At 72.0% G+C, this 26,059-nt stretch carries 25 protein-coding genes; 4 read left to right on the top strand and 21 right to left on the bottom strand.

The annotated features are described in order from the left end of the window. Nucleotides 1–67 precede the first annotated feature (67 nt). From ACSRUE_RS19635 to ACSRUE_RS19605, 7 genes are read right to left on the bottom strand one after another with little or no spacing between them, the layout of a single operon-like run. Complete coding sequence (locus ACSRUE_RS19635) at nucleotides 68–640, bottom strand: Mov34/MPN/PAD-1 family protein (RefSeq protein ID WP_012238380.1); 573 nt, start codon at nucleotides 638–640, stop codon at nucleotides 68–70. Next, nucleotides 634–1,584 carry a PLP-dependent cysteine synthase family protein gene (locus tag ACSRUE_RS19630; RefSeq protein ID WP_437765722.1) on the bottom strand — a complete coding sequence of 317 codons (951 nt, stop codon included), beginning with the start codon at nucleotides 1,582–1,584 and terminating at the stop codon, nucleotides 634–636. The genes ACSRUE_RS19635 and ACSRUE_RS19630 overlap by 7 nt, the downstream gene beginning before the upstream one ends. After that, complete coding sequence (locus tag ACSRUE_RS19625) at nucleotides 1,581–1,931, bottom strand: hypothetical protein (protein WP_441292310.1); 351 nt, start codon at nucleotides 1,929–1,931, stop codon at nucleotides 1,581–1,583. The genes ACSRUE_RS19630 and ACSRUE_RS19625 overlap by 4 nt, the downstream gene beginning before the upstream one ends. 1 nt (nucleotide 1,932) lies before the next feature. After that, on the bottom strand, nucleotides 1,933–2,211 hold the full coding sequence (locus ACSRUE_RS19620) for a MoaD/ThiS family protein (protein WP_012238383.1): 279 nt from the start codon (nucleotides 2,209–2,211) through the stop codon (nucleotides 1,933–1,935). Next, nucleotides 2,204–3,136 (bottom strand): HesA/MoeB/ThiF family protein, encoded by a 933-nt coding sequence (locus tag ACSRUE_RS19615; RefSeq protein WP_441292309.1) that lies wholly within the window; start codon nucleotides 3,134–3,136, stop codon nucleotides 2,204–2,206. The genes ACSRUE_RS19620 and ACSRUE_RS19615 overlap by 8 nt, the downstream gene beginning before the upstream one ends. Beyond that, a complete protein-coding gene (gene cysK / locus ACSRUE_RS19610) occupies nucleotides 3,133–4,185 on the bottom strand; it encodes a cysteine synthase A (RefSeq protein WP_441292308.1) in 1,053 nt (350 codons plus the stop codon). Before cysK ends, ACSRUE_RS19615 begins: the two co-directional genes overlap by 4 nt. A gap of 9 nt (nucleotides 4,186–4,194) precedes the next feature. Then, a complete protein-coding gene (locus ACSRUE_RS19605; protein ID WP_441292307.1) occupies nucleotides 4,195–4,674 on the bottom strand; it encodes an RrF2 family transcriptional regulator in 480 nt (159 codons plus the stop codon). A 297-nt stretch (nucleotides 4,675–4,971) separates the two neighbouring features. On the opposite strand from ACSRUE_RS19605, the gene ACSRUE_RS19600 reads away from it, so the two are divergent. Further along, the gene (locus tag ACSRUE_RS19600; protein ID WP_441292306.1) at nucleotides 4,972–6,660 is read left to right on the top strand and encodes an acyl-CoA dehydrogenase family protein; all 1,689 of its coding nucleotides are present in this window, start codon (nucleotides 4,972–4,974) and stop codon (nucleotides 6,658–6,660) included. A gap of 502 nt (nucleotides 6,661–7,162) precedes the next feature. Further along, nucleotides 7,163–7,969 carry a helix-turn-helix domain-containing protein gene (locus tag ACSRUE_RS19595; protein ID WP_437740158.1) on the top strand — a complete coding sequence of 269 codons (807 nt, stop codon included), beginning with the start codon at nucleotides 7,163–7,165 and terminating at the stop codon, nucleotides 7,967–7,969. Nucleotides 7,970–8,009: 40 nt separating this feature from the next. On the opposite strand, the gene ACSRUE_RS19590 is transcribed toward ACSRUE_RS19595, so the two are convergent. The 11 genes from ACSRUE_RS19590 to ACSRUE_RS19540 all read right to left on the bottom strand — a co-directional run bounded on the left by ACSRUE_RS19590 (nucleotide 8,010) and on the right by ACSRUE_RS19540 (nucleotide 20,230). Beyond that, a complete protein-coding gene (locus tag ACSRUE_RS19590; protein ID WP_441292305.1) occupies nucleotides 8,010–9,692 on the bottom strand; it encodes a hypothetical protein in 1,683 nt (560 codons plus the stop codon). A gap of 73 nt (nucleotides 9,693–9,765) precedes the next feature. Further along, complete coding sequence (locus ACSRUE_RS19585) at nucleotides 9,766–11,211, bottom strand: hypothetical protein (RefSeq protein ID WP_441292304.1); 1,446 nt, start codon at nucleotides 11,209–11,211, stop codon at nucleotides 9,766–9,768. Continuing rightward, entirely contained in the window at nucleotides 11,208–13,421 is a 2,214-nt protein-coding gene (locus ACSRUE_RS19580) for a bifunctional metallophosphatase/5'-nucleotidase (RefSeq protein ID WP_441292303.1), read from the bottom strand. Before ACSRUE_RS19580 ends, ACSRUE_RS19585 begins: the two co-directional genes overlap by 4 nt. Next, entirely contained in the window at nucleotides 13,418–15,388 is a 1,971-nt protein-coding gene (gene ptsP / locus ACSRUE_RS19575) for a phosphoenolpyruvate--protein phosphotransferase (RefSeq protein WP_441292302.1), read from the bottom strand. Before ptsP ends, ACSRUE_RS19580 begins: the two co-directional genes overlap by 4 nt. Next, nucleotides 15,385–15,669: an HPr family phosphocarrier protein gene (locus tag ACSRUE_RS19570; protein WP_437765712.1), complete on the bottom strand. Its 285-nt coding sequence runs from the start codon at nucleotides 15,667–15,669 to the stop codon at nucleotides 15,385–15,387. The genes ptsP and ACSRUE_RS19570 overlap by 4 nt, the downstream gene beginning before the upstream one ends. Further along, complete coding sequence (rapZ, locus tag ACSRUE_RS19565) at nucleotides 15,666–16,727, bottom strand: RNase adapter RapZ (protein WP_441292301.1); 1,062 nt, start codon at nucleotides 16,725–16,727, stop codon at nucleotides 15,666–15,668. The genes ACSRUE_RS19570 and rapZ overlap by 4 nt, the downstream gene beginning before the upstream one ends. Next, on the bottom strand, nucleotides 16,724–18,019 hold the full coding sequence (hprK, locus tag ACSRUE_RS19560) for an HPr(Ser) kinase/phosphatase (protein WP_441292300.1): 1,296 nt from the start codon (nucleotides 18,017–18,019) through the stop codon (nucleotides 16,724–16,726). Before hprK ends, rapZ begins: the two co-directional genes overlap by 4 nt. Further along, on the bottom strand, nucleotides 18,016–18,495 hold the full coding sequence (locus tag ACSRUE_RS19555) for a PTS sugar transporter subunit IIA (RefSeq protein ID WP_437765709.1): 480 nt from the start codon (nucleotides 18,493–18,495) through the stop codon (nucleotides 18,016–18,018). The genes hprK and ACSRUE_RS19555 overlap by 4 nt, the downstream gene beginning before the upstream one ends. Before the next feature lie 429 nt (nucleotides 18,496–18,924). Next, nucleotides 18,925–19,293 (bottom strand): ribosome hibernation-promoting factor, HPF/YfiA family, encoded by a 369-nt coding sequence (hpf, locus tag ACSRUE_RS19550; RefSeq protein ID WP_437765708.1) that lies wholly within the window; start codon nucleotides 19,291–19,293, stop codon nucleotides 18,925–18,927. A 254-nt stretch (nucleotides 19,294–19,547) separates the two neighbouring features. Continuing rightward, nucleotides 19,548–19,892 (bottom strand): sigma-70 domain-containing protein, encoded by a 345-nt coding sequence (locus ACSRUE_RS19545; RefSeq protein WP_441292299.1) that lies wholly within the window; start codon nucleotides 19,890–19,892, stop codon nucleotides 19,548–19,550. A gap of 170 nt (nucleotides 19,893–20,062) precedes the next feature. Then, nucleotides 20,063–20,230: a hypothetical protein gene (locus tag ACSRUE_RS19540; protein WP_437765706.1), complete on the bottom strand. Its 168-nt coding sequence runs from the start codon at nucleotides 20,228–20,230 to the stop codon at nucleotides 20,063–20,065. Here ACSRUE_RS19540 and ACSRUE_RS19535 point away from each other — a divergent pair. Beyond that, the gene (locus ACSRUE_RS19535) at nucleotides 20,229–21,095 is read left to right on the top strand and encodes an oxygenase MpaB family protein (RefSeq protein WP_441292298.1); all 867 of its coding nucleotides are present in this window, start codon (nucleotides 20,229–20,231) and stop codon (nucleotides 21,093–21,095) included. The genes ACSRUE_RS19540 and ACSRUE_RS19535 overlap by 2 nt on opposite strands. Nucleotides 21,096–21,194: 99 nt before the next feature. Here ACSRUE_RS19535 and ACSRUE_RS19530 read toward each other — a convergent pair whose 3' ends face one another. Next, a complete protein-coding gene (locus ACSRUE_RS19530) occupies nucleotides 21,195–22,253 on the bottom strand; it encodes a serine/threonine-protein kinase (protein WP_441292297.1) in 1,059 nt (352 codons plus the stop codon). 165 nt (nucleotides 22,254–22,418) lie between these two features. On the opposite strand from ACSRUE_RS19530, the gene ACSRUE_RS19525 reads away from it, so the two are divergent. After that, on the top strand, nucleotides 22,419–23,450 hold the full coding sequence (locus ACSRUE_RS19525) for an isocitrate/isopropylmalate dehydrogenase family protein (protein WP_441292296.1): 1,032 nt from the start codon (nucleotides 22,419–22,421) through the stop codon (nucleotides 23,448–23,450). Nucleotides 23,451–23,516: 66 nt separating this feature from the next. Here ACSRUE_RS19525 and ACSRUE_RS19520 read toward each other — a convergent pair whose 3' ends face one another. Together ACSRUE_RS19520 and ACSRUE_RS19515 are read right to left on the bottom strand one after the other, a co-directional pair. Continuing rightward, on the bottom strand, nucleotides 23,517–25,277 hold the full coding sequence (locus ACSRUE_RS19520) for an ATP-binding protein (RefSeq protein ID WP_441292295.1): 1,761 nt from the start codon (nucleotides 25,275–25,277) through the stop codon (nucleotides 23,517–23,519). A 115-nt stretch (nucleotides 25,278–25,392) separates the two neighbouring features. Continuing rightward, nucleotides 25,393–25,836, bottom strand: a complete 444-nt coding sequence (locus ACSRUE_RS19515) for a gamma-glutamylcyclotransferase family protein (RefSeq protein WP_437765701.1) — start codon at nucleotides 25,834–25,836, stop codon at nucleotides 25,393–25,395. Nucleotides 25,837–26,059 lie beyond the last annotated feature (223 nt).

Genomic DNA, 26,059 nt, shown 5'->3' with positions numbered 1-26,059 from the left:
CAGACCCCTCAACGAGCGGAGGAGGGCTGCGCGAGAGCGCGTCGACGCGCGCCCCGGCGCGATGAGCTCAATCGACGACGGAGAAGGTCGACGCGACGAACGCGGCGCCGTCCCACACGAAGAGGCGGTGCTCGGCGATGCGGGGCGCCTCCTCCGGGCGCCCTTCGCCGGAGCCGCCGCGCACGCTCGTGACGAGGAACGCGAGCGGGAACGCCGGCCCGGGCCCCAGCACGATCTGGCCGCCTTCCTCGGCCGGCGGCTCGCCGCCGCTCATCATGGCGGCGTCCGTCGGGCTGAAGTAAGCGCCGGCGTCGAGGTGCGAGTGGTAGAGCACCTTCACCGGGCGCCCCGCCGAGGCGCCCTTCTCGACGGCGTCGGAGAAGCGCTTGCCGTTGAAATCGAAGAACGTCCGCGCCGTCCGGAAGTACCGCTCCGGGTCGATGGCGTGGAGCTTGTTCGCGATGTTGTCCATCCGGACGTGCTCGTCGCAGAGCAGCGGCTCGTCCGCGGGCCCCTTCAGGTACCCGCAGGCCTCCTCGTCGCGCGCGTAGCCCGCGAGCGCCTCGTCCTCGACCGCCTTGAGCACGCTCGCCTTGAGGACGACCCCACCGGCGGTCCACGGCTGTGGAGACATCACCATACGTAACGCTTCTCCCATTTCATGGGCGCAAAATAGCGGTCGCCCCGGTCCGGGACAATCGCCACGACGCACCCGCCTTGCTGTTCGCGGTGCAGGCGCTTCGCCACCTCGAACGCCGCGAAGACGGCCGCGCCGCCCGAGTGCCCCACGTGCAGCGCCTCCTCGCGCGCGAGGCGATCGGACATGTCCCAGCCGTCCTCCGTCGCGATGCGCATCGTCTCGTGGTACGCGCCCTCGTCGTGGATGGCGGGCACGAGCGAGCTCGGCAGGTGCTTGAGCCCCTCCAGCCCGTGGAGCGCCTCCGTGGGCTCCACGGCGATGCAGCGGATCGGGCGGTGGTGCTCGCGCAGCCGCCGGCTCGTCCCGACGATGGTGCCGCTCGTGCCGATCCCGGCCACGAAGTGCGTGATCCTGTCGCCGACCGCCTCCAGGATCTCGCGCGCCGTGCCGTGGTAGTGGGCGAGCGGGTTGTCCTCGTTCGAGTACTGATCCGGGTAGAAGTACCGCTCCGGATCCTTCTCGACCAGCGAGCGCACGAGGCGGATCGCGCCGTCGGAGCCCTCCATCGGGTCGCTGAAGATGAGCTCCGTGCCGAACGCGCGCGCGATGTCCTTGCGCGCCTTCGACACGTTCGACGGCATGACGAGCGCCACCTTGAAGCCCATCGCCGCGCCGAAGAGCGAGTAGGCGACCCCGGTGTTGCCGCTCGTCGAGTCGATGAGCGTCTTCTGGCTGGTGAGGCGGCCGTCCGCGGCGGCGCGGGTCATCATCCGCAGCGCGGCGCGATCCTTCACCGAGCCGCCGGGGTTCGCGAACTCGAGCTTGGCGTAGACCTCGACCGACGGCGTGTCGCGGCCGACGCGCGAGAGGCGCAGGAGCGGCGTGTCGCCCACGGCCTCGACGACCGAACCCAGGCGGCGGGAGCGGACGAGCGAGCGCCTCATGACGGATCGACCTCCCCCGCGCTCCCCTGCCCCACGCTCCCGGCGGCGCTGCCCAGCGCCAGCGCGGCGCGCATCTCGGCGAGCGCCGCGCGCGCGCCGGCGAGCACGGCGCGCGCGGCGGGCGAGGCGACGAGGTCCACGGGCGCGAGCGCGGCGAGGTCGATCGCGCCGTCCGCGAGCGCGCGGAAGCCGGCGCCGCGCGCGTAGCGCTCCGCCACCTCGTGCGCGAGCGGCGGCGCGTCGCTGCCGCCGCCGAGCACGCGCGCCGTCGCCGCCCCGAGCCTCGCCTGTCCCTCTGGACCGATCTCCGCGAGCAACACCTGGCGGAGATAGCGCGGGTCGTCCACCTCAGCCCCCGGCGATCGCGGGCACGATCGCCACCTGGTCACCGCCCTTCACGGGCGTCTTCAGCCCGTCGAGGAAGCGGATGTCCTCGTCGCCCACGAAGATGTTCACGAAGCGCCGCACGCCCTTCTCGTCGAGGAGTCGGTCGCGGATGCCGGGGTAGCTCTTCTCGAGGTTCTCGATCAGCTCGCCGACGGTGCCGCCGGCGGCTTTGACCTCGTCCTGCCCTCCGGTGAGCGTGCGGAGCGGGGTCGGGATGCGGACGGTCGCGGTGTCAGCCATGGTCTTGCTCTCCAGTCTTGAGGTGGGTCGAGGATCCGCTCTCGCGGTCGTTTTCAGTTTCAACGTGGGTCGGGGATCCGCTCTCGCGGTCCCCTTCAACGTGGGTCGGGGATCCGCTCTCGCGGTCCCCTTCAACGTGGGTCGGGGATCCGCTCTCGCGGTCCCCTTCAACAGGGATCGAGGATCCGCTCTCGGCCGCGCACGCGACGACGTAGCGGGACGCGTCGATCGTCGCGATCGCGGCGCGCGATCCGCACAGGTCGCAGGCGGGCCGCGCGGAGACAGGGACGCTGCGGAGCGTGTCCGTGCGGCCGTCGAACGTCGCGATCCGGCCGAAGATCGACGCGTCGCCCGCGAGGATCGCCAGCGCGCGATCCGCCGCGATCGCGCCGGCCACGCCGCACACCGGGCCAGCCACCCCGGCCGTGGCGCAATCCGGCGCGTCGCCGGTCGGCAGGTCCTCGAACAGACAACGGTAGCAGGGCGCCCCCTCCCCCGCGACCGCCATCACCGTCGCGCGCCAGCGGATCGCGGCGGCATGGACCACCGGCGTCCTCGTGAGGCGGCACACGTCGGCGATCAGGAACCGCGACGCGAAGTTGTCGGTCGCGTCGACCACCACGGAGACGCCCGGCATCAGCCCCGCCGCCGCGCTCGGCGTGAAGCGGCCGTAACGGCGGTCGATGCGGAGCCCGGGGAAGCGGCGGCGCAGCGCCTCCGCGAACGCATCGAGCTTCGGCCGCCCGACGTCGTCGTCGTCGAACAGGATCTGACGATGCAGGTTCGTCAGCTCGACCTGGTCGTCGTCCGCGACCCGGAGCTCCCGCACCCCGGCGGCGGCGAGCGCGAGCGCGGCGGGCGCGGCGATCCCCCCCGCCCCGACGAGGAGGACGCACCCGCGGATCGCCTCGCCGCCGCCGCTCATCGGAAATACTCGTCCAGGCTGAAGTAGCGCTCGCCGGTGTCGCAGAGGACGGTCACGACGTTGGCGTCGGGGCCGAGCTCGCGGGCGACGTCGAGCGCGACGCGCACCGCCGCGCCAGCGCTGATGCCGACGAGCAGCCCCTCCTGCCGGGCCAGCGCCGCCTTCGCCTCGTACGCGGCGCGATCGCTGACCGTCCGCACCTCGTCCACCACGCCCGGATCGTAGTTCGCGGGGACGAACCCGGCGGCGAGCCCCTGGATCTTGGTGGGCCCGCGCTCGCCGCGCGAGATCGTCGCGCACGACTCGGGCTCGACCGCGATGACGCGCGTCGCCGCGCGCATCCGCTTGAGCACCCGCCCGACGCCGCTCACCGACCCGCCCGTCCCCACGCCGGCGACGAACGCGTCGATCGTCAGCGACTGCCGGGGACCGGGCCGCCCCGGCGCGTCGAGGCCGGCCATCGCGTGCAGGATCTCCCGCGCGGTCGTCTCCGCGTGGACGCGCGGGTTGTCGGGGTTGTCGAACTGGCTGAGGATGAGCGCCCCCGGGATGTCCGCCGCGAGCTCGCGCGCCCGGGCGATGGCCCCCTCCATCTGCAGCTCGGGCTCGGTCAGGACGACCTCCGCGCCGTAGGCCTCGAGCAGCTGGCGCCGCTCCAGGCTCATGCTCGCCGGCATCGTCAGGATGCAACGGTACCCCTTCGCCGCGCACACGATCGCGAGCCCGATCCCGGTGTTCCCCGACGTGGGCTCGATGACCACGCCGCCCGCGCCGAGCAGCCCGCGCGCCTCGGCGCCCTCGATCATCGCCAGGCAGATCCGGTCCTTCAGCGAGCCGCCCGGGTTCTGCTGCTCGGCCTTCCCGAAGACGCGCCCCCGGGGCGTCGCCGCGTCGACGCGGCAGATCTCGAAGAGCGGCGTGTCGCCCACGAGGTCGAGGAGGCTGTCGACGACGAGCGGGTGCGACGGGAGCGGCGGGAGCTGCGCTGCGCCCTCCGCGGGTGTGCGGGGGGCGCCGGTGGATTGTGCGGATCGTTCGGGGCTGCTCATGGTGTCGGCTCAGATCACGTAGGTCGAGCGCTCCGGCCGCCCCTTGCGGCGCACGCCGAGCTCGACGCCGCGCTCGCAGACGTCGGCGATCGACACCGAGTCAAAGCAGCGCTCGATCGCGAGCGCCAGATCGTGGAACACGGCCGTGGGCGGGTCGAGCGGCGAGCTCTCCGGCCTGCCGTCGTCATCCGGCGCGAGCACGGCGACCGGCCCCTCCAGGGCGCGGACGACGTCGCCCAGGCTGATCTCGCTCGCGGGCCGCGCGAGGTGGTAGCCGCCGCGCGGCCCCCGCTTCGAGCTGATGAGCCCGGCCTTCTTCAGGTCCTGGAAGATCTGCTCCAGGAAGCGCGCGGGGATGAGCTCGCGCTCGGAGATCTCGCGGATCTGGGTCGGCCGCCCGTCGTTGTGGAATGCGATATCGAACAATGCGCGCACACCGTAGCGACCCTTGTTCGAGAGCTTCACCGCCAGCCATATGCATTGGTACATCGGAGAAGTCAAGAACTGCACATTCAGCGACTTACGCTTCTTTCCGTGCGACACAGCACCCGAACAGCGCACAAAAACCGGGGGGCGCGGCGAAATTACCAGCAGAGGTTCACCGTTCGCTGCGCTGGCGCGACGCAGCCTCCGGCTTCCTGTTGAACCGGGTGGGACGGGTTCAGTAGCTTCGAGCTCTATCGAGGCTGCGAGTCGCCGCGCGTGCACGGAGGGGCGCGCGGAACGTGATCGGCGCGCGGGCGTCGCACGGTTCGGGTTGCGGCGCACCAACCTAGGAGTCGGCCGGTGGCTTTCTATCAAGACCCCCCCACACTCGGGAACCAGTACGACGACGACCGCGTGCTGCGGTCCTATCTCGCGCGGGCCCTGCCGCGCGAGGTGGTCGCGTCGATAACGCCTTCTCTGCGGGAGATGGGCGAGCTCGCCGGCGGCCGCCTGTACCAGCTGCAGCTCGCCGATCGCGCGAACGAGCCGAAGCTCACGTCGTGGGACGCCTGGGGAAGGCGCGTCGACCACGTCGAGGTGACCGAGCTCTGGAAGGAGGCGGCCCGGATCGCGTGCGAGCGGGGGGTCGTCGCGACGGCCTACGAGCGGGCGCACGGCGCGTTCTCGCGCGTCCATCAGTTCGCGCTGGCGTACCTCTTCGACGCGTCGAGCGACGTGTACACGTGCCCGCTCGCGATGACCGACGGCGCCGCGCGGGCGCTCCTCGCGAGCGACAACCGCGCGCTCATCGACCGCGCGGTGCCCCGGCTCACAAGCCGCGACCCCGCCGCCGCGTGGACCTCGGGCCAGTGGATGACCGAGCGCACCGGCGGCTCGGACGTGGGGCGGAGCGAGACGGCGGCGCGCCTCGGCCCCGACGGGGCCTACCGGCTCCACGGGACGAAGTGGTTCGCCTCGGCCACCACGTCGGAGATGGCGCTCACGCTCGCGCGCCCCGAGGGCAACCCGGAGGGCAGCCGCGGGCTCGCGCTCTTCTACGTGGAGCTCGCGGGCGAGGCGGGGCGCCGCGAGGGCGTGCTGATCAACCGGCTGAAGGACAAGCTCGGCACCCGCAAGGTGCCGACCGCCGAGCTCACGCTCGACGGCGTCCTCGCCACGCCGGTGGCGGGCCTGTCGAACGGCGTCCGGGCGATCGCGCCGATGCTCAACGTGACGCGCACCTGGAACGCGATCGGCGCCATCGCCGGGATGCGCCGGGGGCTCGCGCTGGCGCGCTCGTACGCCCAGAACCGAGTCCAGTTCGGCACGACGCTGGCGGAGAAGCCGCTGCACATGGACACGCTCGCCGAGCTCCAGGCCGAGTTCGAGGGCGCCTTCCACCTGACCTTCCGCGCGATCGAGCTGCTCGGGCGCGAGGAGACGGGCTCGCTCACCGACTCGGAGGCGAAGCTGCTGCGGCTGATCATCCCGCTCGCGAAGCTCACGACCGCCAAGCAGGCGGTGTCGGTGCTGAGCGAGGTGCTCGAGGCGTTCGGCGGGGCCGGCTACGTCGAGGACACGGGGCTGCCGCGCCTGCTCCGGGACGCGCAGGTCCTCACGATCTGGGAGGGCACGACGAACGTGCTCGCCCTCGACGCGCTGCGGGTGATCCTGAAGGACGGCTCGCTCGACATCCTCGCGGCCGAGGTGGCGCGCCTCCTGACCGGCGTGGTCGAGCCGAAGCTCGCCGAGGCCGAGACGTCCGCGTCGCGCGCGGTGTCCCACGCCCGCGCCTGGATCAAGGAGATGGCCGCCGCCGATCGCCCCGGCCTCGAGGCGGGCGCCCGCCGGGTCGCGATCACCCTGGGCCGGGCCCTGCAGCTCGCCCTGCTGGTGCGGCACGCCGCGTGGGCCATCGACCGCGAGCGCAGCCGGACCGCGCTGGCCGCCGCCATCCAGTTCGAGCGCAACGGCGTCGACTGCATCCGGGACCACGATCGCGACACGATCGAGGCCCTCGCCGAGACGCGACAGCGGCCCGATACCTGAACAAAAGGTGGGGCCTAACCACTGAACAAATCCCTCCGGCAACCCGGGCGCGGCAACGGCGTGAGGCGGGCGTAGCGCGGCGATCCGCGTCCTGTCCGCGACCCTCGACGATTTTTTCGTGGTCGCGCCGCGTTCTGATCATACAGAATTAACGTTTGATTTCGAATGGTTGTGAACGTGCGACCGTTCTGGAAGCGGACGGTATTTGTCCTAGCGGCGTGCGAAGGCACTAGACGGGACAACCTGAACGGGCTTACAGTAATACGTAGCTGCGGCGCTGAACGCGTGCCCGACGCGGGCGACGCGCGGGCGGGCCCGTCCATCGAGGCGGGCTCCGCCGGCGCGGCGTCCCCGGGGTGAGATCCGCCTGCGCGCGCCTCCGGCGCGTGCGTGGGACTTCGTCCGCCTCCTGGACGGATCGGGCTCGCGTGGGCCCGGGCACGTGTGCGGCGCGCGGCGTGGGCGAGCGCACACGACGAGCTGCGAGCTGCGAAGAGGCGAGATGAAGACGCAATACACGCTGCTGTCCGGCGAGACGGTCGAGTTCCCGACGCCGGCGGGCGAGCTGGGCGCCTTTCTGTCCCGGGTCCTGGCGGCGGCCAGGGATCCGTCGGTGTCCGATGCAGAGCTGCTCGATCTCGTGCTCGGCCCGGAGAACCCGTTGCTGGACAGGACCGCCGTCGCCGGCCGGAGCGTCGCGACCGCGGACGTGTACCGCGACCCGGCCTTCCACGTGATGCTCGACTGCGTGGCGCGGAAGCGGCTGCCGCCCGATTCGGCGGTCGTCACGCCGCGGACGCGCTTCACGATGACGGTGCCGGACGCCGCGCACCAGCTCGGCATCTCGGAGAGCGCGGTGCGCCAGGCGATCTACGCGGGGCGGCTGCGCGCGAGCAAGGAAGGGGGCACCTACTACCTCGATCCGCACTCGGTGGCGGGCTACCGCGTGAGCAAGCGGGGCCCGCGGCGCCAGGACCAGATGGCGAAGGGGCCGCCCGGCGCCACGCTCGACGCGCGCATCGGCTCGGGGCCGGACGCGAGCTTCCGGGTGAAGCACAGCCGCGACGACTTCGAGCTGTCGGAGAAGCGCGGCCCCGAGTGGACGGGGATGATCCCGGCGGGATGGCGGCGGATCGCGGTGCTCGGCACGTCCAAGGACCGCTCGCGCTACTGGGAGATCGAGCCCGCCGAGGGCGAGAGCGTGCTGCACTTCGAGGGCTTCTACCTGCGCGGCGGCTTCCGCATCGTGGAGACCGTGAGCACGTCGCCGCGGGCTGTGGCGGCGTTCAAGGACTTCCAGCCGCGATGAGCGCGGGCAGGCGCTGCGAGCGCGCGGCGCGGGCGCCGGATCAGAAGCGGGCCTGGAAGCTCGTGCCGAGGCCGAAGAAGTCGGGGTTCACGAAGGTGCGGAGGGCCACGGTGCCCTCGGAGGGATCGCGCTCCATGAAGGTGCCGTTGTTGTCACGCACATATTGAGCCCACGCCACCGCGGAGAGGATCTCGCTGACATCCCACTTGAGGCTCGCGCGGGCCTGGAAGATCGGGGTGGCGGAGGCGTTGAAGGGGAGGATCGACACATTGCCCTGCTCTCGGACGACGGCCGTGCGCGCGATCACCGCGCTCATGGCGTCGATGGACATCGTCCTGAACGCGGCGGGGAACTGCACGCCCACGCCGAGGCCGGGCGTGAGCCGCGCGGACGCGAGGTGGTAATCGGCCGCGAGCGCGAAGAACAGCTCGTCGGCCGTCGAGGTCTGGGCGGTCTTCGGGATCGTCTGGAAGGGGATGAAGCTCGGCTGGTTGCGCAGCACGAACGGCAGGTCGCGGTAGACGCCCGTGACGCTCGCGCGCGCAACCCCGGACTTGACGACCGCCTGGAGGGCGCCGGCGCGTGCCGGCTGGTGGGTGGTGGCGCCGGCAGACTCGAAGTCCTTGAGATTCTGGAAGAGGTTCGTCGCCTCGAGGCTCACCGCCCATGTCGTCTTGCCCGGCGCGTACGTCTCGGGCTTGAAGAGGATCTGCGGCTTGTCGGGATCGTTGCGATAGAGGACGAAGTCGACCGACTGCGGGATGGGCTCGTCCCTGGCGTGCGCGACGATCCGGGCCGAGGCGCCGTAGGTGTAGACCGGGTCGCCGGCGACGTCGGGCCAGTCGAAGCGGCCCTGCTGGAAGTAGCCGGCGCCGAGGTCGACGTGAACGTGGGGGTGGAGATCGGCTTCCCCGCCAAGGAGAAAGCCGTAGTTGGTCTGAGCGATCGGGATCTCCCGGGTCTCGCTCGTGCCGGGGGTGAGCACCTCCTGGACCTGGGTGAGGCTCGCGATCTTGAACCCCGCGTACACGCTGAACCGGTCGGCATCGAGCTGGACCTTCGCGCCGGGCGCGGCTCCGATGATGCGCGGGAAGATGGACTGGTTGGCAGAGGCGTTCGTCCCGCCCCACGAGATCTCGTAGAGATAGCCGAGGCGAAACCGGTCCGTGTCGATGGGCCAGAGCGTGACACCGACGCCGGTCTTCCCCTCTGCTCCGCCGCCTATGTGATAGAAGGCGCGAATGAACGTTCCGGCGTCGTAAAACGCCTGATTGACGTTGTTGTTGTTCCTCGACAGCGCGGCGAGGTCGATGCGCAGGACGAGCGAAGCCTCGGTGTCCAGCCGCTCGATGAACCCCGGCATCCTCTTGTAGAGCGCGAGGTGCGTCAGGTTCTCGCGCCCGCTGAAGCGGGAGTTGAGGTTGTCGTAGAAGAGCCGGTATTGCTTCCGGTCGCCGACGCCGAGGTTGGGCGAGAGCGGCTGCGCCTGACCCGTGTCGTGGAGCAGGTCGTCGTCGCCGAGCGTCCACGTGAGGCGCGTGTCCATCGCGTCCCCCGCGCGGGCGGGCGGCTCCTCGGCCTCTTGCGGCACGTAGGGCTCGATCCGCGGGAGGGTGGGGACAGCGGGCGCGGGCGGCGGCTGCTGCTGGCCCAGCGCGGGCCGCGCGAGCGTGAACAGCAAGGCCGCGGAGGCAGCAGGGGCGAGGGACGCGCTTCGGTGCATGGCGGGCGGTGGCTTTCCTGGGCCTGGGTGAACCGGCGGGCGCGGCGCGGCCGCGGCGGAGGCGAGGAGGTATCTAGTTGGTCTCCGCGTCGTCGTCGTCGAGGCTGCGCGCCCGGACACAGGCCTCCTTCGAGGGCTTCGTGGCGGGCGCGCAGCCGGGCGCGCCGCAGACGAGGTCGTCCGGACAGCGGGCCTCGATGGTCCAGTTCAACGAGCCGCCCGAGAAGTTCCGGAGCGTGCCAGTCACCGCGTCGATCACCTCGCCCCGGTGCGACCCCGGATCGAAGGCGCTCACCGCGCCCGTCTGGATCTGGACCATGCTCGACCCATCCGTGATCTTGTAGTTGCCGCGCGCGGAGTAGCTCGTCCACTCGCTGCACTCGGGGTCGTCCGAGCACGCGTTCGCGCAGCTCCTCTCGGCCTGGCTCTCGAAATCGACCTGCCCGTCGCCGTTCAGATCGCAGCTCGACTGCTCCGCGGCGAAGACGTTGTCCCTCGCGGGCCTCGGCCCGAAGCGCTCGGCGATGTGGAACCCTTCGACGCGCACGAGCCCGCTCTCGAGGCGCTCCATGGCCAAGGCGCCGGCGATCGTCGGCCCGTCGAGCAACGTCGGCTCCGGGACCAGGCACTCCGCTCCTTCCTGCGCGCGCGCGATCTCGTACGAAGGGAACGAGAGCTGGGTGAGGCCGAAGAACTCGTCGACGGTGCCCGCGAGGTACTCGAGCCGATCGCAGACACGCAGGTTGGCAGGTGTGTTGAAATTGTACGCGAAGAGGTGGTTGAAGCCGCTGCCCTGGCCGGCCAGATCGGTGACGTAGAAGCCGTCGCTCGAGACACGCGTGACGACGACCTGCTGGGGAGCCGCGGTGTCGATCCGCATCGCTTCGGACGGGTAGGGCGTCGCCGAGCCGCCGCCCTGCACGTCGGCGATGCGCGGCAAGGCGTAGGCGACCGGCTTCGAGACGCCGGCGCTGAAGGAGCCGCCCTCCTCGGTGTCGTCGTCCGGGAAGGCACACCCGGGATCGGCGGGGAAATCGACGAGCACGTCGCCCGGCGCGTCGTCGTTGACGCCGTTGGCGCACGCGGGGCGGCCGCCCCGGGGCGCGGGCCGGTAGCCGAGGTCCTCGACCCACAGCCGGACGGGCCCGTAGACGGCCGTCACGCGGGCGATCCCCTCGGCGACGCCGTCCCGCAGGCGGATGTTGCGGCCGACCGCGATGCCCTCGTCGTCCGCCTCGACGTCCAGCACCGCCCCAGGATCGACGCTCAGCCTGACCATGCCGTCGAAGGGCGTCCGGCGGCCGGCAGCGTCGCGCGCCTCGATCCTGAATGACCAGGAGTCCACCGCGTCGCCGCGGCTGGCCGGCAGCGGCGCCTCGGCGGAGGGGGGCGCTTCCCCGTTCACCTGCACGACCTGGACCCAGAAGCTCGAGACGCCCCGGGGCGGCCCGCCGTCGCTGCCGCACCCGGCGAGCGCGACGGCCGCGAGCGCCGCCCGGAGCCTCGCCCGCGGCGTCACTGGCCCACCATCCGCAAGCGGCCGTCGGAGAAGTTGCCGAGCCGCCGGTCGACGCACGCGAGGTGCTTGCACTGCTCGCCCGCGGCGCTGCACGGGGCGAGCGCGCTCTCGCACTGCTCCCGCACCCAGTCGGTCGGCGCCTCGGCGCACACGTCGCGCTGGTAGGCGGCGACGTCATCGCGGCAGCGCGCGAGCACACACGCGCCCCGGGAGCACGGCGCCTCGCCGGTCTTGCACGCCCGCCCCTCGACCACCGACTCGGGGCACGCGCAGACGAAGCCCTCGCCCACGCCCGCGCAATCGGCGTCCCGCCGGCACGACGCGAGCTCGCCGCGCTCGTCCGCGCCGCACGGGCTGCCCGCGCGGATGGCGTCGATCAGCGCGTCGCGCTGCTGCACCTGGGTGTCGAGCTGCGTCGTGTTGCGCTGGAGCACGCGGAACCCGCTCCCGCCCTGGGCGAGGTAGCTCGACGTCGCGAGCTCGTAGGTCGCGATCGGATCGATCGGCTGCCAGCAGCGCCTCGCCTCGACGTCGCAGCTGCCCTCCTCGCCGCCCGGACAGCCGGCGTCGCCGTCCGGGCACGCGATCGCCGGCTGGCGCGCGCCGATGTACACGTGGGTCGCGACGCCGGGCGCGGCGCCGTCGGCCGAGCGCGCGGCGCAGTCGATGACGACGCGCGCGCCCGCGATCTGCGCCTGCGAGGCGCACCCGCGGCCGCTCGATCGGCGCGCCACGAAGTCGAAGAGCTCCTGCACCTCGAGCCCGGAGAGCTGCATCTTCGAGATCGAGTTGTCGAACGGGAAGACGTTGAACATCTGCTCGACCGTCACCGGGCCGGGCACGAGGTCGGCGCGGATGCCCGTCGTGTTCGTGAGCGCGAAATCGGTCTGGATGCCGAGGCGCAGCCACATCGCCCCGGCGATGAGGTTGCCCAGCGGCGAGTCGCCGCCGCTCGCCGAGGCGCGGCGGGAGCCGCCCGGCGCGTAGCCGACCAGGAGATCGAGGTTCGCGAGCGCGTCGAGCCCCTGCGCGTACGGCTCGAGCGCCGAGGCGACGATCGGATCGGCGGGCACGTCCTCGGTCACCGGGAAGAGCTCGTACCGGTCCGAGAGCACCTCGAAGCCGTTCAGCGGGTCGTAGCCGCCCCCGAGCTCGGAGGCGTCCCTGGACAGCACGAGGTCGAGCCGCCCGACGAACTTCGCGAACGCGCCGGAGTGCGCGAGCAGCACGTCGCGCGGCGTGCAGTAACGCCGGCGCTTCGCGCCCTCCCCGGGCGAGCGCTCGTCGTTCAGGAGGATGTAGTGGCGCTGCTCCTCCTCGTCGTAGTACCGCGAGCAGTCGCGGACGCGCTTCGGCGGCTGGAGGACGATGTGGTTGTGCCCGCCGAGCACGACGTCGATGCCCGTCGTGGTCTCGATCATCCGCTCGTCGCCGTCGAGGCCGAGGTGGGTCACGAAGACGATGACATCCACCGTGGGGCGGAGCAGGTCGACGTAGAACTGGGCGACCTCGGTCGTGTTCAGCGGGGTGACGCCGAGCCGGTTCGGCGCCTCGAAGATCGACGTCAGGCTGGAGAGGTTGCCCATCCCGACGACGCCGACCTTGAGGCCCTCGAGGTCGAAGACCGTGAACGGCTGCAGGATGGCGCCCAGCGGAGAGGCGCCGGGCTGCGCGGGGTCCTCGAGCTGGTAGTTCGCCGCGAGGACGGGGAAGCCGGCGTTCTGCTGGAGCTGGATGCCGAGGTTCAGCGCGCCGCGGTCGAACTCGTGGTTGGCGACGATCATGGCGTCGACGCCCATGGCGCCGAGGGCGCGGATCTCCGCCTCTCCCGAGTAGAAATTGAAGATCGGCGCCCCCTGGAAGCAGTCGCCGCCGTCGAGGTGAAGCGCGCGCGACGACCGGGCGCGCTCGCGCCCGAGGAGATGGGACATGCGCGCGGCGCCGCCGACGTTCGCGATCGAGGCCGCCGCGCCGAGGCCGAGCCCCGCGTCCACCTGGCCGAGCTGCAGGTTGTACGGGAAGAGCCGCGAGTGGATGTCCGACGTGTGGAGCAGCGTCAGGTGCACCTGCCCGACGAGCCGCGTCGGCGGCGCCTCCTCCTCGCAGCCCGCCGCGCACAGGCCGAGCGCCACCGCGCAGGCGGCCAGCGCGCGCGCCACGCCGGACGCGGCCGGCAGCGCAGGATCCACCGCACCGAGCGCGCCGCTCACCGCGTGGCGCGCTCTCCCGTGAGCAGGTCGTAGAGGTCCGGCGCGAACGCGGCGGCGACGCAGCACTCGACCTCCTCCGCCGTCGCGCAGGCGAGCGCCTCCGCCGCGACCGCCTCGGCCTCGGCGACCGTGATGCGCCGGAGCGTCTCCTTGATCTCCGGGATCGCCGCCGCCTCCATCGAGAAGTCGCGGAGGCCGAGGCCGAGCAGCAGCAGGGCGGCGAGCGGATCGCTCGCCATCGCGCCGCAGAGGGAGACCGGCCTGCCGGAATCCTGGCCTGCCTGGATCACCTTCGTGATCAGCCGCAGGATCGACGGGTCGAACGGCGAGGCCAGGTAGGCGAGCGAGCGGCTGGTCCGGTCGACCGCGAGCGCGTACTGGATGAGATCGTTCGTCCCGAGGCTCAGGAACGCGGCCTCGCGCGCGAAATGGTCGACCATGATCGCCGCCGAGGGCACCTCGATCATCACGCCGAGCGGGATCTCGTCGGCGCACGCCTGGCCGCGGGCGCGCACCTGCTCCTGCGCGCGGTGCAGCAGCGCGCGCACCTGCCGGAGCTCGCCGAGGCCCGCGACCATGGGGATCATGATCCGCACGTCGCCGTAGGCGGAGGCGCGCACCATGGCGCGGAGGTGCTCGAGGAAGACGTCGGGGCGCGAGAGCGCGAGCCGGACCGCGCGGAGGCCGAGCATCGGGTTCATCTCGGGCGGCACCTGGAACGTGGAGACGAACTTGTCGCCGCCGATGTCGAACGTGCGCAGCGTGACCGGCTTCGGGCGGAGCGCCTCGACGACGGCGCGGAAGATCTCGAACTGCTGGTCCTCCGAGGGCGGGGACGTGCGGTCGATGTAGAGGAACTCGGTCCGGTAGAGGCCGATGCCGTCGGCGCCCTGGTCGCGCGCGAGGATCGCCTCGGCCGGGAGCTCGACGTTCGCCCGGAGCGACACCTTGACGCCGTCCTTCGACTGGGCGGCCCGGTGCCTGGACTCCGAGAGCTCCTTGCCGAGCGCGACGTAGCGCTCGGCGCGGGCGCGCGCGTCCGCGAGCTCGGCCGGGCCGGGGCGAACGACGACCGTGCCGCGCAGCCCGTCGATCACCACGATGTCGCCCGTGATCACGCGCTGCAGGACGTCGCTGACGCCGACCACGGCCGGGATCTCCAGCGCGCGCGCCATGATGGAGGTGTGGCTCGTGCGGGTGCCGACCTCGGTGACGAAGCCGACGACCGGCTCGTCGACCATCGCCGCTGTGTCGGCCGGCGACAGGTCGTGCGCGATGAGGATCGTCGGCCCGGAGAAGCGCGGGAGCCCCGCGCCCAACGTCGCCGGCATGGCGATCGAGTTCTGCAGCTCGATCAGGCTGCGCGTGGAGAGCGGCGAGGTGTCGCGCGAGGACGGCGGCTCCTGGGGCGGGAGGCTGAACGCGCGCAGGAGGCGCTCGCCGACGAACAGGACGTCGTGGCTGCGCTCGCGCAGGTACGGGTCGTCCAGCGCGGCGAAGCGGCCGGCGATCGCCTCGCACGCGGTCGCCACCGCCCACTCGGCGCAGCGGCGCTCCTCGGTCACCTGGCCCTTCACGGCGTCGGCGAGCGCCTCGTCGCCGAGCATCAGCAGGTAGGCTTCGAGGATCGACGCCTCGGCGCGGTGATCGCCGATGCGCTTCGCCATGTCGCGCAGCTCGTCCTGCGCGCGCTCGACCGCGGCCTCGAAGCGCTCGAGCTCCACCGCGATCTCGCTGGAGCCGACGCGGCGGCGCGGGTGGTTGGTCCGGTGCCCGCCCATCACGACGGCCGCGCCGATCGCGACCCCGGGGGACCCGGCGATGCCCCGCAGCGTCTCCGTCCGGGCGCCGGGCGGCATCGAGTCGCCCCGGACGCCGGGCGCCGCCGAGCCGCTCCGGCCGGCGTCCGAGGGGGCGGGATGCTCGTCCGGGGCGTCCGACGAGAGCGCGCTCGGGCCGCGCGTCACTCGTGCTCTCCGAAGCGCGAGGCGATCAGCTCGCCGATGGCGGAGACGGCGTCGGTGGCCTGATCGCCCGTCGCGCTCACCTCGATCTGGGTGCCCATCGACCCGCAGAGCAGGAGCACGCCCATCACGCTCTTCGCGTTGGCCGACTGCCCGTCCGGCCCGGTCAGCGCGATCTCGCAGTCGTAACGCCCCGCGAGCTGCACGAGCTTCGTCGCGGCGCGCGCGTGGAGACCGCGCACATTGATGATGGTGAACCGCCTCGTTACCGCCTCGGTCGTCACCGCTCGCCCCCCGTCACGCTCGTGTCCGACGCCGGGCGAGGCTCCGACGGGGTCGCTCCCGGCTGCGCCAGCCGGAGATCCACGCCGGGCGCCCCGGCCATGCCCTCTCCCACCCCCGAGGGTACACCACTCGTGCTCATCCGCGCGACGTCCCGGTGCACGACCGTGATGGGGAGCCCCGTCTTCCGCCGCAAGCTGTCGCTGAGCGCGTTGGTGAGCACGACGGAGCGGTGCCGGCCGCCGGTGCACCCGATGCCGACGGTGAGGTAGCTCTTTCCTTCGCTGGCGTAGCGCGGCATGCAGAACGAGAGGAGCTGCTCTGTCCTGGAGATGAACTCGAGGGCGTCCGGGTTCTTCAGGATGTACTCCCGCACGGGCTCGTCGTTCCCCGTGAGCTCGCGGAGGCCGTGGACGAAATACGGGTTGTCGAGGAAGCGGACGTCGAAGAGCAGATCGGCGTCGAGCGGGATGCCGTACTTGTAACCGAACGAGACGAACCGGGTGGACATCCGGGGCACCTCGACCTTCGCGGGGCGAAGCCGCTCGATGACGACGCGGCGCAGGTCGTGCGTCGACAGCCGGGTCGTGTCGAGCTCGATGGTCGCCCTGGCCCGCAGCGACGCGAGCCGCTCGCGCTCCAGGAGGACGCCGTCGAGCATCGCGATGACGCCGCTGCCCCCGGTCGTCAGCGGGTGCGGGCGCCGCGTCTCGCTGAAGCGCCGGAGCAGCGTCTCGTCCGAGGCGTCGAGGAAGAGGATCACCACGTCCCGTCCGGTCCGTATCGCGTCGAGCGCCGCCGTGGCGCCCGCCAGGAAGGAGCCCACCCGGACGTCGATGCCGAGCCCGATCCGGGTGATCCCGCCCGACTCGCACGCCTCGACGGCCGGCTGCACGAGCGACGTGGGCAGGTTGTCCACGCAGAAGAAGCCGAGGTCCTCCAGGGCGTGGAGCGCCGTCGACTTGCCCGCGCCGGAGAGGCCCGTGACGACGACGACGCGCCCCGGCGCGCCGTCGGGCCCGTGCAGGCCGTGCTGCTGCTGATCGCCTCCGTTGCTCACACTCGCCTCCTCGGCCGCGGCAGGCTCACGGACGACTCCGTGGGGCTGAACCCGGAGCTCGGGCGATCAGGGGGCGGCCTGCCCCGATCCACGGGCGGCCGGAAGGCGCTGCTCGGGGGGTCCGGCGCGTCCACGCCGCGGCCGGGCGGCTGCGACCGGGGCGGTCCGGGCGGCGCGGCGCTCCGCGAGGCGCCTTCCTCGGCGAGCCTCGCCTGCGGCGGGATCGACGACTCCTCCGGCGAGCGCTCGCGGAGCAGCTCGCCCTCGACGTTGCCGAAGAACTCGCGGGCCGCGTGGAACCCGGCGTTCTTCAGGAGCTCGTTGCGGGCGGCGACCTCGAGGATCGACGCCATGTCGCGGCCCGGGCGCACCGGGATGACGAGCTCCCGGATCTTCACGCCGAGGATGGTGTGGTACCGCTCGTCCAGCCCGAGGCGATCGTACTCGGTGTCCTTCGACCACTCGACAAGCTTCACCACGACGTCGATCCGCTTGCGCTCGCGGATCGACGTGACGCCGAAGAGGTCCTTCACGTTGAGGATGCCGAGGCCGCGCACCTCGAGGTGGTACCGGAGGAGCTCCGCCGGGGCCCCGAAGACCATGCCGGGAGGGCGGTAATCGCACTCCACGGCGTCGTCGGCCACGAGCCGGTGGCCGCGCATCACGAGGTCGAGCGCGCACTCGCTCTTGCCGATCGCGCTCGACCCCATGAGAAGGAGGCCCACGCCGAAGACGTCGACGAGCACGCCGTGCAGCCGCAGGCGCGGCGCCAGGCGATCGTCGAGCAGCGCGTGCAGCGCGGTGATCGTGGCGCTCGACCGCACCGCCGAGACGAGGAGCGGCGTCCCGCTCTCCTCGGCGCACTGCGCGAGCTCCGGCACAGGGACGAACCCGATGCCGGAGCCGTTCGCCTCGAACGGCTGGTCGCCCTGCGTGAGGATGACGCAGCACAGGCCGAGATCGAAGAAGCCGCGCAGCGACAGGAGCCGGTCCTCGCGGGAGAGCTTGTGGAGGAACGAGAGCTCGGTCTGCCCGAGGATCTGCACCCGCGTCGGGACGATGCCGTGGAAGTGGCCGACGAGCGCGAGCCCGGACTTCTGGATGCGGGTGTTCATGATGGGCCGGTCGAGGCCCGCGGCGCCGGCGATGAGCGTGAGGTCGATGCCGAGCCCCTCGTCGGCCATCAGGCTCCGCACCGCGATGGCGGGGCGGTCCGCCCGGCCTCCGCGGGTCGAGGGGGGCATCCGGCCGCCCCCTTCCCCTTCCTGTCCGCCGCTGCGCGGGCCGCTCATGACACCGACCTCCCTTCCTCGGCGGCGATGAGCTCGAACGCCGCGCGCCCGGTCGAGGCGCCGAGCAGCCGCCGCCGGAACGTCTCGTCCCGCAGCAGGCGGGAGATGCGCGCCAGCGTCTTGAGGTGCTCGCCCGTGGCGCGCTTCGGCCCGATCACGGCGACGAGGATGGACACCGGCGCCCCGTCGATCGCGTCGAAGTCGATCGGCTTCGGGCAGATCAGGACCGCGCCGATCAGCCGATCGACGCCCTCCATCGCGCCGTGGGGGATGGCCACGCCGCTCCCGACGCCGGTGGACTGCAGGCGCTCGCGCTCGCCGAGCACCCGCGCGATGTCATCGGCCTTGACCCCCGGCTGCCCTGCCGCGAGCAGGGCGGCGAGCCGGCGGAGCGCGTCCGCCTTGGAGCGGACGACCCCCTCCTGCTCGCTGGCGACGGATACCTGGTGCGCGGTCAAGATGTCGCGGACTTGCATGCTGATTTCGGCGCTCGGGCGAGGTGAGATGGCTCTGGAACGGCGCACGTGGCACGGTCGGCGCGGCGCTCGGCCAGGGCCAAGCGAGCCGATGTGGCCATCGTACCCCGGGGACTTCGGGCACGCGACTCAAGGACGCTATCGCGGCGAGCGGCCCCGGAGGGAGCGTTCTTCGCGTTCTTCGCGCCGCGATCGCTGGGCGGCCGCCGCGCCGCTCCAGGCAGGCCCCCGGGCGGTTGGGCGTGCGCAGGGGTGAGCTGAAGGAGACGAGCGCCCTTCGCCGCCGCGGCGAGCGCGGCGGCTCACGCGGAGGGAGCGCGCCGCCTCGCCCGCGAGCGGCGGCTCAGAGGATGGGAGCGCGCCGCGCCGGCGGGCGCGGCGGCCCTCGCTCCGGCTCGCGCGTCGCGCCTCGGCGACGCGCGCGGCGGCTCACGATCGGGTGCGTCCCGTCGCGGCCACCGCTTCGCGCTCCACCTCGACGGCGTACTCGCCGGCGCTCGTGCCGCCGCGCTTCCGCGCCATGGTGTGACCCTTCCCATCCCGGATCTGCCGCTCGAGCTTGTCGTGGACCGTGTCGATCGACGCGTACATGTCCTCACCCCGCTCGGTCGCATGGAAGGCTAGACTGCCGGAGGAGAGGCGAACGTCGGCGACGTGCGTCAGACCCTCGACGGAGAGGGTGACCTGCGCCGTCATCGCCTGCCTAAGGAACTTCTGGAGCTTGGCCACCTTCTCATGAGCGTAATTCTTCACGGCGTCGGTACCCACCATATGGCGGAACGTGATCGTGATGTTCATCGGGTTCAGCCTTCCTTCCCTGATGCGTAGATGAAACACTCGACTACGGCTACAGAGCACCCCTCCATCTCCATCGTAACACTGATGTAGAGCTCTGGTCTGCACTCAACGGCGCAGCGCTTTCGTTTTGTTTGGCGTCGTTCCGCTTCTGCGTTTCTTGCCCCGGGTCGCCACCTCTCGCGCACCTCGTCGTGCCCGCGCGTCACCGTGGTTTGCCGCGCTGCGTCCTGCGCGGCCAGCGCGCCTCCTCTTCTTCAACAAGCCTTGGCACGCCCCGCTTGTTCCAGCGCCCGGCGCACCGTGTGCGGGGCGTGGCCCGAGGTCAGCGCGATCTCGCCGATCGTGGGTGTGCGCCCGAGCTCGGTCGCGAGCCGCCTCGCGCTCGCGAGGACGGCGCGGAGCACCTCGACATCGCCCCGATCGAGCGGCTCGGCGACGCGGAGGCCCTCGGACTCGAGCCGGTCGATGATGTACTCGACCTCCTCGTACGAGAGCGCCCGGCGGTCGACGACTTCGGCGATGTCGTTGAGGTCCACCCGACCGGTCGGCCGATGGCGTGTAAGGAGCTCCTGGATCATGTCGTCGATGACAGGCGGCACGGCGCTAGCGTGCCACCTTCGCGCAGGCCGCGCACGCGCCCGCGCGTGCGAAAGCGGGCCCGAGAGCCGAGCGCGAGACCGAGCTGAGCGAGCGCCCCGGCGCCGCGCTCCCCGGCCTCCCCGCGCGGAGCCTGGCCAGCCGGCTCGCCCGGCGCGGGCCCGCCGCCGCATCACAGCTCATCATCACGGCGCGCCACGGCGGACCGCACATCACCTCGTGTCGCCGCGCTCGCCACGATCGACGTCTTCATCTGTTCAGCGATGTTTCCGCCAGGATGCGCGAGACATGATAGAAATGGACGCGTCATCGGGCGGATACACATCAGGAGATCTTCCATGCGCTGGGCCCCTCCCGAATCGCGATCGCGCTATGCGATCCGCGACCATATCGAAGAAAACCTGGATCCGGTCAAGGATCATCAGGAGATCGCATTTCTCTCGACGTGCTATGATTTCCCGTGGGACACGCAGCGCGCCCTCGAGCTCGCGCTGTTCCGTGTCTTCGGGATCGCCAAGGGCACACCTCTCCTGGTGCAGACAGGGGAGTTCCTTCAGCGCACCCAGAAGCGCTACGACGACACCGTCCTCATCCTCTCCGAGATGCTGGAGAACGGATACGACAGCGAGCGCGGCCGGGCGGCGCTGCGGCGAATGAACCGGCAGCACGGGCGTTACGCCATCCCGAACGACGAGTACCTGTACACGCTGTCGACGTTCATCTTCGAGCCCATCCGCTGGAACGAGCGCTTCGCCTGGCGCGCGCTGCTCGAAAAGGAGAAGCTCGCGGCCTACCATTACTGGAAGCAGGTCGGGACGCTGATGAATATCAAGGATATCCCGCCGAGCTACGAGGCGTTCGAGCGGTTCAACCTCGATTACGAGGCGGAGCACCTGCGGTTCTCGGAGGACAACCGGAAGCTCGCCGTCGCGACGCGGGACCTCGTGCTGGGCTGGGCGCTGCCGAGGGCGTTATGGCCGCTCGGGGCGCCGGTCCTCCACGCGATGCTCGATGATCGCATGCTCGACGCCGTCGGGCTGCCGCGGCCTCCGCCCGGGCTGCGCGGCCTCGTGCAGGCGGCGCTCCGCGCGCGCGGCCCGCTCTTGCGGGCCATGCCGCGCCGGCGCTCGCCGCGCCTGATCACCCAGCGGAGGAGCCGCACGTACCCGGACGGCTACCGTATCGAGGACCTCGGCGCGCGGTGACCAGCGCAGCTCCACGGTCCGGCGAGCCCAGCCGCCGCGCCGGGCGAGCGGCTGCCTGCCGGCTCAAGGCTGCCTGCCGGCTCAAGGCTGCTTGCCGCCTCAGGGCAGCTGGCGCCGCAGGAACTTGAGCGCCTCCCGGGCAGCGCGGTTCACCGGCTCGTAGACGTCCGGGGTCGTCCTGAGCGGGGCGCCGATCGGCTCGCCCGGGCGGACACCGAGGATGCGCTCGACGTCCTCCAGGAGCGATCGCATCGAGTCGTAGCGGTTCCCGGGGGCCTTGCGGAGCGCGGTGGCGACCAGCGCCTCGAGCCGCCGATCGATGCCGGGCCGGATCGAGCTGAGCCGGGGGGCCGGGGTACAGGCGTGCTGGGCGACGACCACCACGTCGTCTGGCGACGAGAACGGCAGCTGGCCGGCGAGCATGCGGAACATGGTGACGCCGAGGGCATAAACGTCGGTGCGGCCGTCGATGGGATCGGCGAGGGCCTGCTCCGGGGCCATGTAGGGGACCGTGCCCAGCACGAGACCGGCGGCGGTGGTGGGGCCCGTCTTCAGCTTCGCGAAGCCGAAATCCATCATCTTGAGCACGCGCGGGCCGCCCGCGGAGCGGACGAGGAACAGGTTGTCCGGCTTCACGTCGCGGTGGATAACGCCGGCCGCGTGCGCCGAAGCGAGCGCCGACGCCGCCTGCCGTATCAGCGGAAGCGCGGCGGCCTCGCTCACGGCCACCTCGCGGCGGAGCAGGACGCCGAGCGACTCGCCGGTGAGCAGCTCGAGCACGATGAACGGGGACCCGTCCTTGCGCTCGCCCGCGTCGAGGACCCGGACGATGTTGGGATGCCCGAGCTCGGCCGCCACCTCGAGCTCGCGGAGGAACCGCTCGCGCTGGGCCCGATCGGCGGCGAAGCTGCGGTTCAGGATCTTGATCGCGACCTGCTCCTTCGTGCGGCTGTCCGCCGCGAGGTACACGCGCGACATGCCGCCGGCGCCGATGAAGCCCTGGATCACATAGCGATCCTCGAGGATGGCGCCGAACTGCCGCGTCGGCTGCGCCGGCGGCGGCGCGGCCGACAGCGACTGGACGAGGCGCGCGCCGTCGTCGGGGCAGAAGCCGTACGAGCGATCGGTGTACGCGCGGTGGCAGCGCGGGCAAATCATGGGACCCGGGTCATGATGGCGGCGGGGGCGGGGATCCTCAAGGGACTTGCGGGCGGGCGGCGCGCAGCGCCGTCCCCGGCGAGGTGGATCGCGGCGCGCACCTCGGCTATGCGTCCGCCTTTCCTCGTCGACGCGACGATTCACCCCGAGATCGAGAGACAGCCCGTGACCTCACAGAAGCACCCTGCGACCCTCATCCCCGGCGACGGCATCGGCCCCGAGATCGTGGACGCGACGCTGCGCGCGCTCGACGCGCTCGGCGCGCCTTTTGAATGGGAGACGTGCGTGGCCGGCATGGCCGGCGTCAAGGACGCGGGCGACCCGCTGCCGCGGGCCACGCTCGACAGCATCCACCGCACGCAGCTCGCGCTCAAGGGGCCGCTCGAGACGCCGATCGGCGGCGGGTACCGCTCGTCCAACGTGCGCCTGCGGCAGGAGTTCAAGCTCTTCGCCAACGTGCGCCCCGCGAAGACGCTGATCCCGGGGGGTCGCTACGAGAACATCGACATCGTGCTCGTGCGGGAGAACCTCGAGGGTCTCTACGTGGGCTTCGAGCACTACATCCCGATCGGCAGCGACGAGCAGGCGGTGGCGATCGGCTCCGGCGTGAACACCCGGGTCGGCTCGCGCCGCATCGCCGAGTTCGCCTACGACTACGCAGAGAAGCACGGCCGCAAGAAGGTCACCATCGTCCACAAGGCGAACATCATGAAGGCGCTCACGGGCATCTTCCTGGAGACGTCGCGCGAGGTGAGCAAGGGCTACGAGGGCCGCGTGGCGACCGACGAGCGGATCGTGGACGCGTGCGCGATGCAGCTCGTCCTGAACCCGTGGCAGTTCGACGTCATCGTCACGACGAACCTCTTCGGGGACATCCTCTCGGACGAGATCGCGGGCCTCGTCGGCGGCCTCGGCATGGCGCCGGGGGCGAACATCGGCCAGCACGCCGCGATCTTCGAGGCGGTGCACGGCTCGGCGCCGGACATCGCCGGCAAGGGCGTGGCGAACCCGATCGCGCTCATGCTCGCCGCCGCGATGATGCTCGACCACGTGGGCCACCAGGAGCTCGCCGGCCGCCTGCGCGCCGGCATCGACGGGGCGCTGAACGTGGACGGGGTCCGCACCCGCGATCTCGGCGGCAAGGCGGACACGAAGGCGCTCACCGACGCCATCGTGGCGCGCGTCAAGAACGGCTGAGCGGGCGACGTCGTCACGGTGGATCTCGCGCCTCCGCCGCGACGCACGCCGCGGTGTCCCGCGGGGTCAGCCGCCGCGCGAGAGCGGGAGCGTGAAGTGGAAGGACGTCGTCTCGTCCGGCTCGCTCTGCGCCCAGATCCTGCCTCCGTGCGCCTCGACGATGCCCTTGCAGATGTAGAGCCCGAGGCCCGTGCCGGGCGGGCGGCTCCTGGAGGGATCCGACGAGAGCCGCTGGAAGCGCTGGAACAGCCTCGGCAGCTCGTCCGGGGAGATCCCGGGCCCGCGGTTCTCGATGGCGACCTCGAGCTCGGCGTCGCGGAGAGAGAGCGTCACGCGGATCGGCGCGTCGGGGTCGCCATACTTGGCGGCGTTGAGAAGGAGGTTTCCGAGCACCTGGTCCATGCGCACCGCGTCCGCGTGGACGGGCGGCACGTCCTCGCCGGCGGTGAGCACGACGGCGCGCTCCGGCCGCTCCGCAGCTGCGAGCTCGACGGCGGCGTGGAGGAGGGCGCGCAGATCGGTCGGCCGCCGATCGAGGGAGAAGCGCCGCGCCTCGAGCTTGGAGGCGTCGAGCAGGTCCTCGGTCATCCGCTCGAGGCGCTGGACGCTGGCAAGGATCTTCCCGCTCCACGCCTGGATTCCGGCGTCTCCGGATCGGCGCGACAGCATGCCCGCGCACGCGGCGATCGCGGTGAGCGGCTGCTTGAGATCGTGCGCCACGATGGAGAGCCATTCCTCGCGGAGCCGCTCGCGCTCCATGAAATGGGTGATGTCTTCGTAGCTGGCGATGGCGCCCAGGATCACCCCCTGGTCGTCGCGGATGGGGCCCGCGCTCACCACGACGGGGATGTTGGTCCCGTCGGGCCTCTGGAGATGCAGCTCGGCGCAGATCGTCCCCTGGCCGCGCGCCGCGCGGACGAGGGGCATCTCGTGGTGCGGGAGCGGCCGTCCAGTCAGCTCGCACAGGCGTGCACGCACGCCGGACGCCGACGTCATGAGGGGGTGCGGGCCGGCGCAGAGCTGCTCGCAGCGGCGGCTCGCGACGAGCGAGCGCCTTCCGCGCTCATCGAAGACGGCGATGGCAACGGGAAAGTCCTCGATGATGCTGCGCAGCCACTGCTGCTCCGCCGCGAGCCGGTCCTCTGCCTCCCGGCGCGCGGCCTGGGCGTCCCGGAGGAGCGCCTCGGCGCACAGCTGCGCCGGCGAGCTCGCGCCGCCGGCGTCGTCGAGCCCGCGGTGGTCGAGCTCGGCGCCCTCTTCGCCCTCGCGCTCGGCGGACCCGAGCGCGAGGGCGAAGAGGGCGCCGAGCGCCTGGACGCGCGGGATGAGCTCGTGCGGGGGCGGGCTGCGTTCGCCGAAGGCGCACGTGAGGACGCCCAGCGGCCGCCCGGCGCCGAGCAGGGGGGCGGCCAGCACCCAGCACGGCCTCAGGCAGGCGTCGATGGCGCGGACGTCGGAGAGGCGCTCGATGACCGCCGCATCCGCCGCGGTGTGCTCGATGCGGCAGCTCTCTGCGGCGCGCAGGACGAGGGACGGGGTGCTCGTGAGATCGTCGAGCGCGCCGGCGAGCGCGCCGGGCAGGCCGGAAGAGGCGAGCAGGCGGACATGGAGCGCCCGCTCGGTCGGCGAGCGCGCCCCGTGGAGGAACGCGATGTCGGCGCCGAGCAGCCGGGCCGCCTGCTGGACGATGGTGCTGTGGATCTCCCGCGGGTCGAGCTTCCCGGCGAGCGCAGCGCACGCCTCGACGACCGCCTCCGCCAGCTGGGCCGCGGGAGCGAGCTCTCCGTTCGCTGCGGAGAGCTGGTCGTTCGCCGAGATCGTCGTCACGCGTCCCTCGAAGCCTTGGCCTAGCACCTGCCGGGGGAGGCGCCGCTCGAGCGCATGGGGTGATGTACCGGTCGAGCAGAACGCTCGAGCGGGCGGGGGCTCGCGGGTGTGGCTCTCATCGGGGCGGGTCGAAGCGGCGCTTCGCCCAGCTCACGAGCGGGCTGTTGTCCCGGGCCCGAACGGCGCCGGGCGCGCCGCGGCGCTTCCGCCAGTCGCCCTCGCGGACGCGCCGGCACCCGGCCGCCTGCTCCATCGAGAGGAGGTATGCCTGGGCTTCCCGCCCGCCAGCGAGGCGGATGGGGGCTCGCCGGTGCAAGATCGGGTGTCCCCGGTGGACGTCGAGCGCGGCGAGCGCGGCCGGCGCGATGGCGTAGAGCTCGCCGGTCACGGCGACGAGCCCGCCCTGGACGAGAGCGCCGGTCGTGCCCAGATCGACGAGCGCGTACTCGGGGGTCGTGGTCGCCTCCCCGAGCGGGCGAGCCGCCGCGAGCCATTCGTGCTGCTCCTCGCCCTTCATGAGGTTGTCGTAAACGAAGAGCACCATCTCATGGGTCGTCATTGGCGTGGTCCTCGGGACGGGCTCTGCGGCCCGGCTCCGACGCTCGCAAGGCGAGGGCGCGAGCGCAAGGCTGCTCGGAGCGACGCTGGCGAGGCCGTGGCGAAACTGTAGCCCCAGAGGAATGTTGCACCTGTGTGCCTGTGGGGAGCTACGGCGCTTTCGGAGGGCTCGCCACGCCCAAGGAGCATCCACCCGTGCCTGCAGTGCCCCATGCTCGCTTGGC

This window comes from Sorangium sp. KYC3313, assembly GCF_052075895.1.
GTDB lineage: Bacteria > Myxococcota_A > Polyangia > Polyangiales > Polyangiaceae > Sorangium > Sorangium cellulosum_B.
The sequence above is the reverse complement of the archived record's forward strand: the minus strand, read 5'-3'. Positions and strand labels throughout refer to the sequence as shown.